The following is an 18,769-nucleotide window of genomic DNA, read 5'->3' as shown; positions in this document are numbered from 1 at the left end:
CTCCTACTTATTTGTTCTGTATATATCCAATATTCCTTCTAATCTTCTAATTTTTTTAATTAATTCATGAAGCTGTTTTGTTTCAGATATTTCAAATGTTATATCAATTACAGCTATTTTTTCCTTATTAATTCTTAAATTTAATGAAGTAGCATACAATTTGGCATCATTGTATAATCCAGTAATATCCTGCAACAACTTTGGTCTATCAATAGCCTTAATTTGTATTTCACTCAAAAAAGTTCCTTTTTTAGCTTCATCCCACTCTACTTCGATGAATCTTTCATCATCTGAATCAGTAAAATCAAGTATATTAGAACAATCTGCTCTGTGGACAGAAACGCCTCTGCCTCTTGTTATAAATCCAACAATTGCATCTCCTGGAACAGGATTACAACATCTAGATAACCTTATTTTCACATTATCGACTCCTCTGATTACAACACCAGAAGAATGTTTTTCTTGCCTCATTTGTTTTGGCTTTTCAAGTATAGCATCCTTTTTATTATCATTAATAATATCAAGTTTGCCTTTATTTTCTTCTATATATATTCCTTTTAATCTTGTAAATATTTGATTTTCAGTTATTGAACCAATTGAAATTGCAGCATATAAATTTTCTACTGTATATAAGTTATACTTATCAGCACACAACTTAATCCAATCATCTTTCAATAAATCAGTTAACTGATAACCTTGTTTTTTCACTTCCCTTTCAAGTAACTCTCTGCCTTTAGTTACGTTAAGATCTTTGTCTTTTTCTTTAAAATATTTTTTGATTTTAGCTTTAGCTTGACTACTAGCAACTATTTTTAACCAATCTCTACTTGGACCATTACTATTCGTTGATGTTAGTATATCAACCTTATCACCAGTTTTCAATTTATAGTCAAGTGGTACAATTCTACTATTTATTTTTGCACCAACACACTTATTTCCTACAGCACTATGAACCCTATACGCAAAGTCTACCGGTGTAGAACCAATAGGTAAATTAATAACCTCTCCCTTTGGTGTAAAAACAAATACCTCATCTGAATATAAATCAACCTTTAAATTTTCCATAAATTCTTCAGGATCATTTGTTTCTTGTTGCCATTCAAGCATTCGTCTAAGCCAATTTAATTTTTCATCAAAATCACTTTCTTCAGTTATGCCCTCTTTATATTTCCAGTGAGCTGCAATACCAAATTCAGCAGTTCTATGCATATCTAGAGTTCTAATTTGTATCTCAAATGGTTCACCATCAGGACCAATAACTGTTGTGTGAAGTGACTGGTACATATTTGGCTTTGGCATAGCAATATAATCTTTAAATCTACCGGGCATTGGTTTCCACATAGTATGAACTACACCTAGTGCTCCATAACAATCCTTTACAGAATCAACAATAATTCTTACTCCTGTAATGTCATAGATTTGATTAAAAGGCTTATTTTTAAAATACATTTTTTTATATATACTGTACAAACTTTTCGGTCTTCCTGTAACTTCTTCTATGAATAATTTAGCCTCATGCAACTTAAGTTTTATTATATCAACAATACTTTTAATAAATTCTCTTCGTTCTTCAATCTTTTGACTTACTTTTTCTTCTAAATCTTCATAGCCTTCTCTATCAATATATTTTAAGGATATATCCTCTAACTCCCATTTAATAGAAGCCATACCAAGTCTATTAGCTATTGGAGCATAGATTTCTAACGTTTCCATAGCTTTTTGTTTTTGCTTATTTTCAGGCATATATTCTAATGTTCTTATGTTGTGTAATCTATCTGCAAGTTTAATAATAACTACTCTTATGTCCTTTGACATTGCAATAATCATTTTTCTCAAACTTTCAGCTTGACGCTCTTCCTTATTTCTATATTTGACCTTGCTTAATTTAGTAACACCATCTACCATATCCGCAATTTCTTTGCCAAACTCTTTTGCTATGTCATCATAAGTTTTTCCAGTATCTTCAACTACGTCATGCAATAATCCAGCTGCAATAGTTTGAACATCCATATGCATATCACACAATATTATAGCTACGCTATATGGATGAATAAAGTATCTTTCTCCAGATAAGCGAGCGGGAGCTGTAGAATGTGCCATTTCAGCGTACGTATAGGCTTTTATAACAATTTCAACATTAGCTGTAGGACTATACGATTCTATTCTATTTAAAATGTTTTCTATCATATGATATCACCCTTATTTACGTTATATTTAAAGGTTGAAAATATCCAACCTTTAGTATTTAACCAATGATTCTACTTCATATCCTGAAAGTTTATCTCTACCATTCAAATCCTCTAGCTCTATCAAAAAGCCTAAACCAACTACATTTCCGCCTAATTGTTCAACTAAATTAGCTGTTGCCTTCATTGTTCCGCCAGTTGCTAATAAATCATCAACAATTAATACATTTTGACCTTTTATAATTGCATCTTTGTGAATCTCCAATGAATCAGAGCCATACTCTAAATCATAAGTATACTTTATTGTTTCTCCAGGAAGTTTACCTGGTTTTCTTACAGGAACGAAACCCGCATTTAATAAATATGCTAGCGGAGTTGCAAATATAAATCCTCTTGATTCTGGACCTACTACTATATCAACTTGACAATCTTTAAATTTTTCATCTAACATGTCAATACATTTTCTAAAACTTTCACCATCTTTTAATAATGTTGTTATATCCTTAAAACTAATCCCCTTCGTTGGATAATCCTCAAATACTCTGATTTTATCTTTTAAACTCATGTTTCCCTCCTACTATTTTCTAATGTATAGTATACCATTTTTTAAAATATACTCAATATTACTTTCATTTTCTAATATGCAAATTATATTGTCAACAGTAATTTCAGTGTTATATAGTCTGCTAATTTTATTTGCAAAATCAAAAATATTTGTCTTTATTATTTTTGACTTGGTTTTATTAATTACAGAATTAACTATTCTTATTTTATTACTATCAATATCTTGCTTTTCATAAATAAAATCTTCTATATCATGTAAAATTAATTGGAGCTCTTTATTCCCTCTAAACTCATTTTCATTAATACTTACAATAATTGACGGTGGTGACAAAAGAATTTTCTGCAATATAGTAATTTTATCAAAACCAATTGCTTTAATAGATAAATTATCATCAACAATTGTAAAACTAATGTGATTTTTATCTTTACCTACCATTTTTAAATTATAAATTGAAAAATCAACAACAGCAAACAAAGGCTTACTGTTACCATGACCATAAGGTTCAAATCTACGTATTTCTTCATACAATGTATAATTAATATTTTTTACATTAATATATGAATCAACGCAAATAACCTTCTGAACACTATCCTTATTTACTATCCTATCAATGTATTTATTAAGTTCATTATAAAATTCATTTATGTTGGATTTTTTGATAGTCAATCCCGCTGCTAACTTATGTCCTCCAAATTTATCAAGCAAATAATCCACCGTACAAAGTGATTCGTAAATATCTAAATATTCTAAGCTTCTTGCTGATGCTTTTCCTATTTCACCTTTAACAGAAATAACAATCGTAGGTTTACCATACTTTTCAGTTATCCTAGATGCTACTATTCCAAGAACACCCTCGTGCCAATTTTCACCTGAAACAACAATTATATTTTTTTTATAAAGAAAATTATCTTCAATTTTCTTTATTGCTTCATTAAAAATACATTGCTCAGTTTCTTTCCTTAATATATTTAGACTTTCTAATTCATTAGCTATCGATTCTGCAACTTCTTCATCTTCTGACAAAAGAAGTTCTACTGCCTTTTTAGCACTACTCATCCTTCCAGCAGCATTTATTCTTGGAGCAATAATATATCCTATATGAAACGCATCTATTTTTTTGTCTTTTATTCCTGCAACTTCAATCAATTTTTTTAATCCAATTAATTTAGTATTATTAATTAACTTAAGCCCATTATAAGTAATAATTCTATTATCATTAACTAATTCAACTATATCAGCTATTGTTCCCAAGCACGCTAATTCTAACAAAGTATTCTCAATGTTATCAATTTTTAAGTAAGTATTTAAATGCGATAAAAACTTAAAACTCAATCCAGAAGCACATAAGTTCTTATTTTTTGACAAGCAATCCTTTTGTTTAGGGTTAATAACTGCATAAGCGTTTGGTATAATTTCTCCACATTGATGGTGATCAATCAAAATCACCTCTAAACCTAGTGTATTAATTTTATCAATAGCACAAACTTCAGAAATACCACAATCTACTGTAATCAACAAATCTATTTGCATTTTATCAAGTTTATTTAGAAAGCCATCACTTATTCCGTATCCTTCGCTTTCTCTGTCAGGAACATAATAATTAACATCTGCTCCCGCAGCTCTTAAATAAAGAACAAATTGACTAATAGATGTTGTACCATCGACATCATAATCACCATATACTAAAATTTTCTCATGATTGGTTAATGCTTTTAAAATCCTTTTACAACCTAAATCAAGGTCTTTAAAATTTAATGGATTTTCAAAATACTTAAACTTTGGATTTAAAAAACAGTTTATTTTTTCAACTGTATTAAGACCTCTGTTTAATAAAATATTAGCAGAAATCTCAGTAAGTCCAAATGTTTTAGTTATGAGATTTATATCATCACTTGAAAAACTATTAACTTTCAGTTTGACCTTTTTCATTCTCCTCTTCTAAATATGCATTATCAATATTTTCATTTTCACTAGTAACATTATTGTCATTTTCAGTACATTGTTGTTCTAATGCAATCTGCTGCTTTTCAATATACTGCTGCTTTTCATTTAATTGCACTTTTAACTCATCTATTTTTCCCTGATACTCACTTTTTTCAACTCTAAGCTTAGCAAGCTGATCTTCTTGATCCGTTTTTTCATTACGCAATACTTCAATATCACTTTCATAAGTCAAAATATCTTGATTTAACTGTGCATTTTCAGATTCAAAAAGTTTTAACTTGTTTTTTATGTCTTTAGTATTCGACATGCCTTTTATTTGTCTTACACTTCCCAATATTACTGCTATGATAGCACCTACAGCTACAGAAACTAAAATTACTACTGCTTGAGATATTTGAAAACTTGCAAAAAACAAATCAATGGAAACCATATTAGCATTTTGTATAGCAAAAACAGAAATTAATATTGAAACAATTAATGCAAAAATAAAACCAAATTGCATATTTATCTCCTCTCTAATTTATAATATTTAATTAATTAATTTATTATACTATATGTAGACGCTTATTTTCAATAATTATTACTAAATTATTGAAAAATTCTTTATAAAACAACAAATTCTAATTATATTCACTAAAAATACAATTAGAATTTGGCTATTTTACTATTAAATTAATATTTTATTTTATTTTATTTGCATTGTAACGATTTACTTTGCTTTTTCTTGTTGATAAAAAATACCATGTAGGACTTGCTATAAATATTGATGAATAAGTACCAGCAAGCACACCAATAATTAATGGCAACGCAAAATCTTTGATTGATTCAACACCAAAAATATACAACGCAGCTATAGCCATTAAAGTTGTTATAGATGTATTTATAGATCTTCTAACTGTTTGACCAACACTCGTGTTAACTATATCTTCAAATGTTGCTTTTCTCATACCTTTTACGTTTTCTCTAATTCTATCAAAAACTACTATTGTATCATTTATCGAATAACCTACTATTGTTAAAATTGCAGCTATAAATGAACTATTAAGCGGCAATTTAAATATTGCATATACTGCAACACTTATTAACACGTCATGTAATAACGCAACAATTGCTGCTATACCAAATCTAAATTCAAATCTAATTGAAATATATATCAGCATAAAAATAGTAGCTATTATTACTGAAACTAGTGCTTTTAATTGTGTTTCACCACCAATTGAAGGTTCAAATTTCTTTTGATTAATTAAAGCTTCATCAGATAAATTAAATTTTTCTTTAAATAATTTAAAGAATTCTAGTCTCTCATCATTTTCCATACTTTTTGATGTTCTTATAATAACTTGTGATCGATCATCGCCAGCGTGAACTATGCTTGCGTTTTTATCTAAAGTATCAGTTATCTCTCTAAGTTCATCAACAGATTTTTTTTCACCAAAATCTATTTGTATAAGTGTACCACCGGTAAAATCAATACCTTGATTAAAACCTCTGAATATAACAAATAACAACCCTGTAAATATAATTATTAAAGAGATTGTAATGAACATTTTCATATATTTAGTAACATTAATTTTCATTTTTTACCTCCTTAACTCCAAACAACTTATGGCTTTTGCCTATACCCATACTAATCACTAAGTTGAGGAGTGCTCTAGTAATTACAACTGCAGTTAATACAGATACTACCAAACCTATAATCAATGTAACAGCAAATCCTTTTATCATTCCTGTACCAAAATAGAATAATACAAGACCTGAAATCATCGTAGTTACATTAGCATCTATAATAGAAGTTAATGCACGTTTAAATCCTGATTTTACAGCAACTCTTGTTGTTTTTCCCATTTTTATTTCTTCTTTTATTCTTTCAAAAATTACAACATTTGCATCTACCGCCATACCAATTGACAGTATCAAACCAGCAATACCTGGCAATGTAAGTTTTGCATGAATTGCAATCATAAATGAAAGAACTATTAGTATATATATAGATAACGCAATACTTGCTATGATACCAGGCAATCTATAAACTGCTATCATAAATATAAATATTAATATAATTCCTATCAATGCTGCTTTAACACTTTTATCAAAAGACTCTAATCCAAGTGTTGGACCAATAGCTGAAACTTCCATTTCCTTTAATTCAACTGGTAAAGCACCTGCTCTAATTACAGTTGCTAAATTAGCAGCCTTTTCAGTTGTAAAATTACCTGATATTACACTTTCCCCAGAAGATATAGTCTCTGAAACATATGGCATAGATTGAGTTTTTCCGTCCAAAACTATAGATATGCTTGTATCATATTTTGGATCCTTTGCAAGTGCTTCACTTAATCTTTTAGTTTCTTCTTTGAATATTTTTGCACCTTCAGAGTCAAATTTCAAGCTAACAGCAGGTTTGTTTTCATAAAGTATAGCTTCTGCTTCTTTAACATTTTGTCCTGTTAATAAAACTTTACCTTCGGCATCTACAAATTGCAAAAGTGCAGTTTTACCAATTAAATCGATTGCTTCCTGTGGGTCTTTAAGTCCAGCAAGCTCAACTCTTATTCTGTTACCACTTTCAATTGTAATATTTGGTTCTGATACGCCCAAACCATTAACTCTTTCTTCAATTATCAACTTTGCTTCTTTCATTTTTCTATCAAGCTCAGTACCTGTTATATCTGTCTGTGCTTCTAATACAACATATACTCCACCCTTTAAATCCAAACCTAATTCAAGATCTTCAGAAATAGGATCAATAGTGAAATTACCAATTGATAATCCACAAATCGAAGTATACGCAAAAAACGCAACAAGTACTATGACAATAGCAAAGATTATTGTATTTCTTGTTTTCATCATTCTTCTCCTTTAGTATAATATAACATCTAATTATATAACGTCTTTCAAAATTAGTCAATCAGTTATAGTACATGCATTTGATTTTTATTCCATATTTTGCTGTTGCTTAGCTTTTATATAAATAGCACACTCTACTCTTTTCTTTTCAAGCTCACAACCAACTGAATATGGTTCTTTTATTGTACCATTAAAATTGAATGCGTTAGCATGACATCCACCACTACAGTAGTATTTTGCCCAGCAATTTCTACATTTTTCTTTGCTGTTTACAGTAACACAGCCAAATCCATTGCAGATTTCTTTTTTAACTATTCCATTATCAACATTACCAATGATAAATCTCTCATCACCAACAAATTGATGACATGGATAAAAATCACCTTCTGGAGTTACTGCTAAGTATTCAACTCCTGCACCACATCCTATTGAACGTTTGTAAAGACAAGGTCCGTTATCAAAATCTATAAAAAAATGAAAGAAATCAAATCCATTTTCTTTATTTTTATTAGCTTCTACAAAATATCTAGCAAGATTTTCATATTCACTCTTTAGTTTATCAATATGTTTATCTAATAATGCATATGGCTCGGTTGGTTCAGTAACTACAGGCTCTACAGAAATACTTTTGAACCCTAATTCGTGCATATGTTTAACGTCTTCTGAAAAATCAAGATTGTATGCTGTAAAAGTTCCTCTTGCAAAATAACTTTTATCTTTTCTTTTCTCTACTAATTTTTTAAATTTTTCAACAATTATATCGTAGCTACCTTGGTTATTAATAGTTTTTCTCATTCTATCATTAACTTCTTTTCTACCATCTAAACTTAATACTACGTTGTCCATATTTTCATTAATAAAATCTATTTTATCATCATCTAACAATACACCGTTAGTAGTTGTCGTAAATCTAAAGTGCTTGTTATGCTCTTTTTCTATGCTTCTTCCATAATGAACTAATTGTTTTACAACATCAAAATTCATCAAGGGTTCTCCACCAAAAAAGTCAACTTCGAGATTTATTCTATTTCCTGAATTCGCAACCAAGAAATCTAATGCCTTCTTACCTACTTCAAATGGCATCAAGCATGGTGTTCCACCAAAATTCCCCTGTGAAGCGAAACAATAATCACATTTTAAATTACAATCATGTGCAACATTTAAGCAAAGTGCTTTAACTGCTGTTTTTATGTGCTTGTTAACATTTACAGGTTCTGTATAAAGCATACCATTCTTAATTAATTCTTCAATTTCACCTATAGCTTCATCAATTTCTTCTTTGCTATATTTATTTAACAACTTGTTTAATTCTTCTTCTGTTCTAAAACACTCATCTTGCAATAAGTCATATGTTATTTCATCCAAGATGTGTACACTTCCACTATTCGTATCTACAGCTGAAAACACATCATCAATCTTAAATAAATGTACCATTTAGTTCCTCCAAATTTAATTATATATATTATTTTAACATCAGTTCATTTACACAAAAAAGAATGCCCTAGTTAATATAAAAAGTGGGCAATTCTACTTTATGCAATGATTAAATTGTCACATTACATAACATAAAAAAGCAGTGGTAGAAAACCACTACAATTTATTGATTCTCGCACTGTTGATTTCCTACAGTACAAGATGTCTTGCATGCTGATTGACAAGAAGTTTGACATTCTCCACAGCCTTTGTGATTTAAGTTATCTGTAAGTTTAGTCTTGTTTAAAGTTTTGATATGTTTCATATTACGCCTCCTAAATAAACTTTAATTAACCGTTAGATTATAACATGTTTAATATAAAATAAAAAGTTTTTTTTTATTTGTGAAAATTTACTCCCAAAATTCCACCGATTATTCCAACAGGAATAAAGATTAAGTGTTTCAACATATTAATATTAGCACCCTCTAACACGGTGAATTTGAGAAAACTAATAATTATGAAATATACTGCCCAAACCTCAAGTCCCCTTAACAAACCTCTCTCTCCACATTTCATAGCATATGAAAACGCTACTACAAAAATACATATTGGCGCTACAAAATTATATATGTACCCTACTATTTTGCTTGATTCGAAAAAATATGTTATTAGTGATAATATCAAAAACATCAAAAGTATCAATATCATCATTAATACTGAAAATTTTAATAAATAAGTGATTTTCATACTCTCCCCCCTATACTAAATATATTACTATTTAGTATATTTATGATTAAATTATTGTAAATAACCAAATATAAAAGCAGAACCACTATTTTCTAATGGTTCTGCTTTTTCTTAACTACTTATTATAATTAATTGAGCAATCAAACTTATTTTTATGGATTTATTACTATTTTGTACTTATTAGTCTTATTGGCTCGGTATCATCTATAGATATTTCTCCTACTAGAGGATTGTCTTCTATATATTGTATATTAAGCTTTTGAGATAAAATGTTTTCTCCTAAATCTGAGCAAACAATTGTAATATTTTCATCATTTGTAACATCTATGATAAAAGATTTAACATTATCTGTCATTATATCTTCAGTATCTTCATAGAATAATTCATCAACGTTATTGTAAAATTCGACATACCCCATAGTTCCATTGTCTTCTAATACAATATTTAATAATTTTCTATCCTCTTTATTTGTAATAAAGCATGAAGTCATCTTAGGCTTTGCTGTATCCAAAAATACTGGTATTTGGTATGTTTGTGGAGTAGAATTTTTATAGTCAATATTTGCTACTATTTCATAATAATATTGTCCATTTTCTACTACGTTGCCTTTTTTATCAGTACCATCCCATGTACCACCATCTGTAAAATCAGTTGTTGAAATCATATCATATATTGCATCATATGCTTCTTTTCTATAATAATCATCACTTGAAAGTTTTTTAATAAGCTTATTATCTGCGTCTTTTATACTGATAGCTATATTTCTTGCATTTCTTAATAAAGCAATATTAGCTGTTATGTCATCTTCTTTACCATCACCATTAGGAGTTATTGTAATATAATTGTAATCAGTCATTCCGTTGAAATCTATCCCTAATATACTACCATTTGAAGGTGAATACATAAGTCCACCATAATAGTAATTATTATAATTAAAATAGAATGAACTTCCATCATATAATAAGAAACTATCAACGATAGGAGCAGCATCCCATTCTCCGTAATATCCCATATATGGTATGCTTAAATTAGGTTCCCCTTCATCCAAAGCTAGTAATTCGATAAATCCTTCAACGAAAAATCCATTGCTATAAATACTTGATAAAGCATCTGTATATTCACTATCCAATTTTACATTTATAGTTATTGTAGCTTTACTGTTAGGTTTAACTTCTATTGTAGCTTCGCCATCAGTTATTATAGCACTTGATGTTGATACATCTGAAACAACATTGATACTTTCACCTTTGTAAGTCATTTCAGATGAAATTATTAACGCATTAGGGAACGTAACATACTCATTTTCACTATAAGGCCAACCTACAGGTTGTTCCGTCAATGCAGAACCTTGCAATTCATAGTTTCTTGTTTCATCAGAAAAATTTATTACATCAAAAGTTACCTTATACTCATCACCTAATTTGTCTTTTAATTCAACTTTTGCTTTTCCAGTCTTCTTATTCAATAGATATGCTTCTGTATTTATTGCACCATATAGATTCAACAAACCACTACCCTGTCTTCTAGGTGAATATTGATAATAATCTGGATCTAACATTACACGAGAAGTACTCATAATTAAATTTTCCACTAATTCTGCTTTTTTTGTATCTTTCAAGTTAGAGAATTTTTCATTTATATATTGTTTTACAAGAGCTGCTCCACCTGCTGCATGAGGCGCTGCCATTGATGTTCCACTCATAACAGCATACTCATTATTGCTTATAGTAGAATATATTTTACCACCCGGTGCAGTTACCTCAGGTTTGAATGATAAATCAGGATTTGGTCCCCAAGATGTAAAACCACTCATTTGACCAGCTGTTTTATTAGGTACCAATCCAATAAGTTCGTTATCTACCGTTATTTCTTTAACTTCAGCATTAAAAAGTGCTATACCATCTTCCATAAATATAAAGCATGATGGTATTGATTGAGTTTCAGTACCAGACATATTTACTAATCTATCTTCATCTCTGTTATTAAACACAATTGCTCCTATTGCACCATGTATAGCCGCATTAGCAACCTTATCACTAAAATTTATAGCACCTCTAGATATTAATGCTATTTTGCCGTCTAAATTTTTCCCTTCAAAGTCTTCTTCTTCACCTATTCCGCAGTATACATATTCATATGTAGAACCACTCAATGTTTCTATAAATGGGAATTGGCCATCTGGGTTATCTTCAGATATATCAGCATATACAATACGTCTATCTAAACTTGCACTATAAATGTATTTAGAATTCTGAAATGTGTTTTCCATACTTGCTACTGATGTTGCAGAATAGTTGCTTGATGGACTTCCAACTAATGCTGTGTCAGTATTTTTAGTAGTTGGATAACCCATATAATTTCCGCCTGCGCCTATATGATCTTCATTTCCAGCTGAAATCATAGCTATTACTCCAGCTTTTCTTGCATTGTCATATATTCTTGCAGAATCTAACTCTTTATAACCTACATATTTGGTAAATCCAGCAGGGCTACCTAAGCTTAAATTCATTACGTCAACGCCAAGTGTTACTGAATCTTCAACAGCGGCAAATATATCTGATGAATATGCTCCATCCTCAGCATCAGAAAATACTTTCATACCAATTATCTGTGCTTCTGGTGCAACACCGTTAAACTGTTCTGGACAATTAGCCATATTTGCTCCAATTATACCTGAAACATGAACGCCATGTTCGCTATTTCCTACAGTTGCATCTGTATCACTGTCTGCATAATCAAATGTATATGGCATTTTAGCTGATTGATAAACACCATCTACAGTTAAATTATTTTTGATTTCTTTTGCATTTAATTCTCCTAAAACAGCAGCTATGCTATCTTTAGTTAGTGTAGCTGTGCTGTCATCTGACAAAACCATCAATTCATGGTTTGGATCTATGCCTGTATCTATAACTGCTACAACTGTTCCTTCTCCTTTATAGTCCAAATCCCATATTAATGGAGCATATGTTATGTCAGTTGCAGATGTCATATCTGGAGTTGGTCTTTCATACTTTACATCAACATAAACATCTTTTACATTTGGCAACGCCTTTATCTTGTCCAAATCTAATGCATGAATTTTTGCTGCAAAACCGTTAAATGTATAAGTATAATTATGCTTATACTCTATTGCATAATTTAATTGCTTACTTATTTGCTCTTGAACTTGTTTTTGTGTTCCTACCAATTTTTTTCTTAAAGCTTTTGCTTGACTAGATTGAATAAATTCTTTGGAATTTAAGTTTTGATTTACACTATGGTCTATAATACTTTCATCAAATAACTCTATTATAACCTTAATCTTTTCTTCACTATTATGCTTCTGACTTAATAGCTGAACTGTTTGATCTTGCTCTATTGCTAATGAGCTTGTAAAGCATGACATTAGCAATAGAAATGTTAAAAACATAGAGACAAATTTAAACTTTTTCATAACAAATAACACCCCTTTTGTATTTTTAACTTAATATTACATAGCATACAATTCAAAGTCAACCTGTGTTTTTCCCTATTTTTCAACGTTTATCTGAGCTTTAACATATTATTCTACTTTATAATTTATAAATTGACACAATAATTCAGTGAATTAAAGGAAATTTTTGTATAAAATAATTTATTATGCGTATGAAAAAACATGAGGTGTAATCCTCATGTTTTGATAATTTTAGATTTATATTATTGTTGAATTATTTTTATTTTGTTTGATATTTTTTTATTGTTGAAATAGCACAAAAATTGTTTTATAAATATTCCAATCGAAACAATTAAAACCAATATTTCAGATATAAATGGTGATAACCAAATGCCTGTATCTCCAAATAGATTTGTCATAAATACAAGAACAATTGATATAACTATAAGTCCTCTGCCAAGAGATATAACTAGTGCAAATTTTGGTTTTTCTACAGATGAATAAAAACCAGCTAACACGACATTATATCCAACTATTAAATAGGATAGAGCATAAATTCTTAATGACTTAATTGAGTAATTAATTAAATTAACTTCATTAGAATTTATAAACACTCTACAAATTGTATTGGAAAACACAGTACAAATTCCATATGATAATATTGAAAAAACAGTTACTACTTTTAGTGCTAATTTAAAATAAATAAATATAGCATTATTATCTTTTTTACCAAAATTAAAGCTTATAAGTGGCTGTACACCTTGTGATACAGCAAGCATTGTATTTAAAACCATATTACTTGCATATGAAATAACAGTATATGTTACAACTCCAATATCACCTATCGTAAGCAATATTACCTTATTAAACATAAATATAGTAATTCCTGTTGAAATTTCAGCTATAAAATCTGGAAAACCAATACATAGTGTACGTTTAATTGTCGATAAACTAATTCTAAATTTACAAAATCCTAATATAGATTTTTTTCTCAGAAAATGTATAAAAAACAGTGTTGCGGAAAGCATTTGGGCAATTCCTGTTGCATAAGCTGCACCCTTAATCCCAAAACCTAGTTTAATAACAAATATATAGTCTAAAACTATATTGCAACAAGCTGCGGTGCATGCACCGATTGTTGCTAATTTAGGATAACCATCTGCTTTTACTAGTACCTCCATATAATAAGACAACATTTGAAAGCAACTAAAGAACAATATTATTGTTAAATATTCCTTAACATATTCCCTTGTAGCATCTGTTGCTCCAAGAAAATTAACTAAAGCATCAATGTTAAGCAAACATAAAACAATAAAAGCTATTCAAGTGGCAAAAAGCACACTCATATTCATACTAAAAGCTTCTTTTGCTTTTCTTATTTCTTTTTGACCTAAGAAAATTGATGTAATTGTTGAAGTTCCAATAGCAAATAATATTGAAACAGCAAATATTGTATTTATCATTGGCATCGATAAATTGATTGCAGCTAATGCATATTCACCAACACCTTTAGCAACGAACATGCCATCCACCATAGTGTATAAAGCATATACCCACATTGCTAAAACAGAAGGTACCACATACCTAAAAAAATTTTTTTTCATTGATATCACCTCTATGTATAATACTAAACTATAGTATCATACTAATGTCAAGAGATTTTCAAAAATAATTTTTAAATAATCTTTTTTATAAATAAACATTTTTATACTATAAAAATTTTGCAATTTCCTCTTTTGTAGCCTTCATTCTTAGTAATGCCTTTCTAATTAAATCTATTGGAATTACTAAAAAGGCAAACATAATACATATTCTAAGCTCTTTTAACGTTAATCCATATGCCCTAAAAACTGGTCCCCCAAAGTAAATTAAAATTATCTGAGTTACTAAAACAAGAGTCATTATAACTACAAATGCTTTATTTTTAAATAAATGTGCAAATAAATTCAATCTTTGAGTTCTTGCATTCATACTATTGAATACTGCTGCAAACATAAAAAATGCAAAAAATCCTGTGAGCAAATATCTATCATTTGATGATTGCCTAAACAAATTATTGATTATAGGCAATTTCAAAAAAGCTATTGACATTAACGTAGTAAATACTCCTGCAAACAAAATTTGCGAACCCATGTATTTATTAATAATTTTTTCATTCAATTTTTTAGGCTTTTCCTCCATATACTCTGGAAGTGGCGATTCACCAGCAAATGCTAAGCCCGCAAGTGTATCCATAACCATATTAATCCATAGCATTTGAACTACCGTTATAGGTGTATCAAACCCCATAAATTGTCCTATCAACGATATTCCAACTGCACAAACGTTGATAGACAGCTGAAATATAATAAATTTTCTTATGCTTTTGAATATTGTTCTTCCATAAAGTATCGCTTTTGTTATTGATAAAAAGTTATTATCCAAAATAATTATATCACTTGCCTCTTTAGCTATTTCAGTACCACTACCCATTGAGAAACCAACATCTGCTTTTTTTAGAGCCGGAGCATCATTAACTCCATCGCCTGTCATTCCTACTACCATACCCATATTTTGAGCTACTTTAACAAGTCTTGTTTTATCACTTGGTAGTGCCCTTGCAACTACTTTAAGTGATGGAAAAATTCTTTTTACTTCTTTGTTTTCCATTTTATTTAGTTCATCTGATGTAATTACTACTCTTTTATTTTTATCCTCCAACAATCCTAACTCTGTTGCAATAGCAGTTGCTGTATCTCTTCCGTCACCTGTTATCATGATAATTTGCACACCTGCTTTTGTAGCCTCATCAATGCTTTCATATGCATTTTCTCTAATTTTATCCCTTATACCCACTACACCTACCAAGGTTAAATTTGAAAAATTATTTTCTTGAGAACCTTGTGAAATATGTTTTTCAGATGTTGCAATAGCAAGAACTCTTATACCATTATTGGATAATTCTCTTACTTTAGTGGTTATAGTAAAAATATTATTTAAATTTGACTTATTACCATTAATATCATAATACATTGTGCATTTTGGTAATATTTTTTCAGGAGCTCCTTTTATAAGTGTTATATTTAAATCACCCGAAATACTAGTAGTTGCATATTTATTTTCACTTTTAAACTGAATAATATCTAGTTTGTTTATATTCAAATTTTTAACTGGATGCCTTAGAGCGTACTCAAATATAGCCTTATCTGTTGAATTACCTCCGATTATTGTCTTTTTGTGATTTTCTATTCCCTTTTGAGAACTATTATTATAAATTGACGATATGTATAATAATCTCCATAGTTTTTTACATTTATTTAATTCATACGAACTTCTATAACTCGTACAATCACCTGAAATAAAAGTATCTACCTTTAATTTACCTGTTGTTAATGTTCCAGTTTTATCGGTAAAAAGAATATTTAAACTTCCTGCTGTTTCAATTCCTACAAGTTTTCTAACCAATACATTATCTTTTACCATCTTTTTCATATTTGATGATAAAACTACTGTTATCATCAACGGCAAACCCTCAGGTACAGCTACAACTATAATAGTTACTGCAAGAAGAGCTGCTCTTATCACATCATGAATTAAAGCATATGGCGTAAATATATATGTTGCAATTTTTACTATATTAAAATCATTGCTTATAACTACTGAATTAAACAAGGATGATAAAAATATCAATATAGCACACAAATATCCAAATCTACTAATTGTTTTTGCTAATTGTGTTAGTCGCTTTTTCAGTGGACTATCTTGTTTTTCTTCTTGCAATTCTAATGCTAATGTTCCATAAAATGTACTATCACCAATAGCATGAACTAACATTATACCTTCTCCATCGCAAACTATCCCACCACTAAATAACATATTGGGATTTAACAAGTTTTTATCATTCATTTTTGTTTCATTTAAATCAACTATTGCAATCTTGTGAATTTCTTCTGTTTCTCCATTTAAAGCTGATTGATCAACATCAATAGAGCCATAAGTCAAAATTCCATCCGCTGGTATTTTATCACCTGCCTGTAGCTGAACAAAATCTCCTACTACTATTTCTTGGCTTAACACCTCTATAAGTTCATAATTTCTCCACACCTTACATTTTACTTTTTTAGAGTCCTCCATTAGTTTTTCAAATGCTAATTGACTACCATACTCTGATATAGTAGATACCAATGTTGCTAAAATAATCGAAACAGCAATTCCTATTGATTCAAACCAATTAAAATTTTTTATGAAGAATATGACATTTAGAAATAATGCAACTAGTAAAATTTTAATTGTTGGATCTCCAAAGCTTTCTCCATATTGAGCTAAAAAAGATTTGTTTTTTTTCTTAGTAATTTCATTAGAGCCATATCTAATCCTTGATTTTTTAACATCTTTATCCGTTAATCCACTAAATTTTTTTGATTTTTTTTTCTTTATAGACATTTTTACCTCCGCTTATGAGTTATATATCTATATATATGAGACAAGTTTGTAATTAGAATAATAGTATATAAAAAAGCCTATAAAATTGTGTCCCGTTTTGAACACAATTTTATAGGCTTTTCTTAGAATACTTACTTATTTACTGCATTATAGCAAATATTATCATAACAATTGAAATAGCTAAAAACATAAGCATACCAACATTAAAAAAAGCTTTACTAAGTGGCAACTTATCATTTTCATATATTAATTCACCATTCATATATACTTCCTCGTTTTCTGATACATTGTCTCCAATTTTAGCAAATAATACTTTTCTTTTTTTGAAAAAAAGTACTATTCCAGATATAACTACTATCCACATAATTATTCCTAAGACAACAATTGCATTCTCGCCTAAATTCATAACTATAAATGGCACACACGATCCTGTAAAATTCACTAACACATGTAAAATTATAGAGTATTTTACAGTACCTGATTTAACTGTTATATATGCAAATATAAGTCCTAATACAAAAGCATATAAAAGCTGTGACAAATTCCCATGAAACAAAGCAAACGCATATGCTGAAATAACTATGGCTACCGTGCTACCAAATCTACTTAATTTGTCAATAAGTATTTTTCTAAATATTATTTCTTCCATAATTGGCGCTAGTATACATGCAAATATCAACACATACCATATGCTTGATCCTGAAATAACTTTCTCAAGAGGATTTATCACTTCTGAGCCTTTCATCATAGATATTAATAAATTAACTGCTGTACTTACTAGATTTAATAATATTGCAGCTGTATAGCTTATTAGAAAAAATGTTATTATTTCTTTTATAGAATATTTTTTATCTTCTTCTGGTTTAACCAATTTTTTAGTAGGTATTTTCTTCATAAGTATTAAATAAATTGGAAATCCTATCAAATACAAGCTTATTGCAGAAACTACAAATAGGAACCATGGTTGTGATGATACATTTTCATCAAATAATAGCATTATCTTAACTAACGGAAATTGAATTGCTTGTGCTATTAACACAAATATAAATAATGCTACCCCTATTTGTGAGATTGTTTGTTTTGGACTTTTTTTACTTAAATTCTCCATCTTAATACTAACTGCCTCCTTAAAACAATATAATTATCATTATATTACCATTATATGATACTATAATCAACATATTTGGTTATTTATTGTTATATTACTTTATGATATAATAATTATATT

At 29.2% G+C, this 18,769-nt stretch carries 13 protein-coding genes and 1 pseudogene; all 14 read right to left on the bottom strand.

The genetic code is table 11. The features are described 5' to 3' along the window. Nucleotides 1-3: 3 nt before the first annotated feature. The 14 genes and pseudogenes from JYG23_RS02405 to JYG23_RS02340 all read right to left on the bottom strand — a co-directional run bounded on the left by JYG23_RS02405 (nucleotide 4) and on the right by JYG23_RS02340 (nucleotide 18,649). Nucleotides 4-2,187, bottom strand: a complete 2,184-nt coding sequence (locus JYG23_RS02405) for a bifunctional (p)ppGpp synthetase/guanosine-3',5'-bis(diphosphate) 3'-pyrophosphohydrolase (RefSeq protein WP_207236862.1) — start codon at nucleotides 2,185-2,187, stop codon at nucleotides 4-6. Between the two features lie 51 nt (nucleotides 2,188-2,238). Beyond that, nucleotides 2,239-2,751 carry an adenine phosphoribosyltransferase gene (locus JYG23_RS02400; RefSeq protein ID WP_207236861.1) on the bottom strand — a complete coding sequence of 171 codons (513 nt, stop codon included), beginning with the start codon at nucleotides 2,749-2,751 and terminating at the stop codon, nucleotides 2,239-2,241. A gap of 12 nt (nucleotides 2,752-2,763) precedes the next feature. Next, nucleotides 2,764-4,680, bottom strand: a complete 1,917-nt coding sequence (gene recJ, locus JYG23_RS02395; protein WP_207236860.1) for a single-stranded-DNA-specific exonuclease RecJ — start codon at nucleotides 4,678-4,680, stop codon at nucleotides 2,764-2,766. Further along, nucleotides 4,655-5,197 carry a LapA family protein gene (locus JYG23_RS02390; protein WP_207236859.1) on the bottom strand — a complete coding sequence of 181 codons (543 nt, stop codon included), beginning with the start codon at nucleotides 5,195-5,197 and terminating at the stop codon, nucleotides 4,655-4,657. The genes recJ and JYG23_RS02390 overlap by 26 nt, the downstream gene beginning before the upstream one ends. 178 nt (nucleotides 5,198-5,375) lie before the next feature. Then, nucleotides 5,376-6,272, bottom strand: a complete 897-nt coding sequence (gene secF / locus JYG23_RS02385) for a protein translocase subunit SecF (RefSeq protein ID WP_207236858.1) — start codon at nucleotides 6,270-6,272, stop codon at nucleotides 5,376-5,378. Next, entirely contained in the window at nucleotides 6,262-7,542 is a 1,281-nt protein-coding gene (gene secD, locus JYG23_RS02380; protein ID WP_207236857.1) for a protein translocase subunit SecD, read from the bottom strand. The genes secF and secD overlap by 11 nt, the downstream gene beginning before the upstream one ends. Nucleotides 7,543-7,629: 87 nt before the next feature. Next, nucleotides 7,630-8,976: a thioether cross-link-forming SCIFF peptide maturase gene (gene scfB / locus JYG23_RS02375; RefSeq protein ID WP_207236856.1), complete on the bottom strand. Its 1,347-nt coding sequence runs from the start codon at nucleotides 8,974-8,976 to the stop codon at nucleotides 7,630-7,632. Nucleotides 8,977-9,139: 163 nt separating this feature from the next. Then, a complete protein-coding gene (gene scfA, locus JYG23_RS02370; protein ID WP_207236855.1) occupies nucleotides 9,140-9,280 on the bottom strand; it encodes a six-cysteine ranthipeptide SCIFF in 141 nt (46 codons plus the stop codon). Between the two features lie 73 nt (nucleotides 9,281-9,353). After that, complete coding sequence (locus JYG23_RS02365; RefSeq protein WP_207236854.1) at nucleotides 9,354-9,704, bottom strand: TIGR04086 family membrane protein; 351 nt, start codon at nucleotides 9,702-9,704, stop codon at nucleotides 9,354-9,356. 166 nt (nucleotides 9,705-9,870) lie between these two features. Beyond that, nucleotides 9,871-13,140, bottom strand: a complete 3,270-nt coding sequence (locus JYG23_RS15080; RefSeq protein WP_207236853.1) for a S8 family serine peptidase — start codon at nucleotides 13,138-13,140, stop codon at nucleotides 9,871-9,873. 242 nt (nucleotides 13,141-13,382) lie between these two features. Next, nucleotides 13,383-13,991: an MATE family efflux transporter gene (locus JYG23_RS15090; protein WP_242631660.1), complete on the bottom strand. Its 609-nt coding sequence runs from the start codon at nucleotides 13,989-13,991 to the stop codon at nucleotides 13,383-13,385. Continuing rightward, nucleotides 13,977-14,642 (bottom strand): annotated as a pseudogene (locus JYG23_RS15085) (MATE family efflux transporter); the annotation flags it as partial. The gene JYG23_RS15090 and the pseudogene JYG23_RS15085, both read right to left, overlap by 15 nt. 187 nt (nucleotides 14,643-14,829) lie before the next feature. Continuing rightward, entirely contained in the window at nucleotides 14,830-17,541 is a 2,712-nt protein-coding gene (locus JYG23_RS02345) for a calcium-translocating P-type ATPase, PMCA-type (protein ID WP_207236850.1), read from the bottom strand. Between the two features lie 139 nt (nucleotides 17,542-17,680). Continuing rightward, the gene (locus JYG23_RS02340) at nucleotides 17,681-18,649 is read right to left on the bottom strand and encodes a CPBP family intramembrane glutamic endopeptidase (protein WP_207236849.1); all 969 of its coding nucleotides are present in this window, start codon (nucleotides 18,647-18,649) and stop codon (nucleotides 17,681-17,683) included. Nucleotides 18,650-18,769 lie beyond the last annotated feature (120 nt).

Origin of the sequence: Sedimentibacter sp. zth1 (genome assembly GCF_017352195.1) — a bacterium.
In the GTDB taxonomy this organism is placed as follows: domain Bacteria; phylum Bacillota; class Clostridia; order Tissierellales; family Sedimentibacteraceae; genus UBA1535.
Note: the sequence above shows the minus strand (reverse complement) of the source record. Positions and strands in the feature narration are given on the sequence as shown.

Coding starts and splice junctions, on each gene's coding strand:
- JYG23_RS02390 (WP_207236859.1), bottom strand. CDS start 5,197: ATGCAATTTGGTTTTATTTTTGCATTAATTGTTTCAATATTAATTTCT.
- JYG23_RS15090 (WP_242631660.1), bottom strand. CDS start 13,991: ATGTTTAATAAGGTAATATTGCTTACGATAGGTGATATTGGAGTTGTA.
- JYG23_RS02340 (WP_207236849.1), bottom strand. CDS start 18,649: ATGGAGAATTTAAGTAAAAAAAGTCCAAAACAAACAATCTCACAAATA.
- JYG23_RS15080 (WP_207236853.1), bottom strand. CDS start 13,140: ATGAAAAAGTTTAAATTTGTCTCTATGTTTTTAACATTTCTATTGCTA.
- scfA (WP_207236855.1), bottom strand. CDS start 9,280: ATGAAACATATCAAAACTTTAAACAAGACTAAACTTACAGATAACTTA.
- secF (WP_207236858.1), bottom strand. CDS start 6,272: ATGAAAATTAATGTTACTAAATATATGAAAATGTTCATTACAATCTCT.
- JYG23_RS02405 (WP_207236862.1), bottom strand. CDS start 2,187: ATGATAGAAAACATTTTAAATAGAATAGAATCGTATAGTCCTACAGCT.
- scfB (WP_207236856.1), bottom strand. CDS start 8,976: ATGGTACATTTATTTAAGATTGATGATGTGTTTTCAGCTGTAGATACG.
- secD (WP_207236857.1), bottom strand. CDS start 7,542: ATGAAAACAAGAAATACAATAATCTTTGCTATTGTCATAGTACTTGTT.
- recJ (WP_207236860.1), bottom strand. CDS start 4,680: ATGAAAAAGGTCAAACTGAAAGTTAATAGTTTTTCAAGTGATGATATA.
- JYG23_RS02365 (WP_207236854.1), bottom strand. CDS start 9,704: ATGAAAATCACTTATTTATTAAAATTTTCAGTATTAATGATGATATTG.
- JYG23_RS02345 (WP_207236850.1), bottom strand. CDS start 17,541: ATGTCTATAAAGAAAAAAAAATCAAAAAAATTTAGTGGATTAACGGAT.
- JYG23_RS02400 (WP_207236861.1), bottom strand. CDS start 2,751: ATGAGTTTAAAAGATAAAATCAGAGTATTTGAGGATTATCCAACGAAG.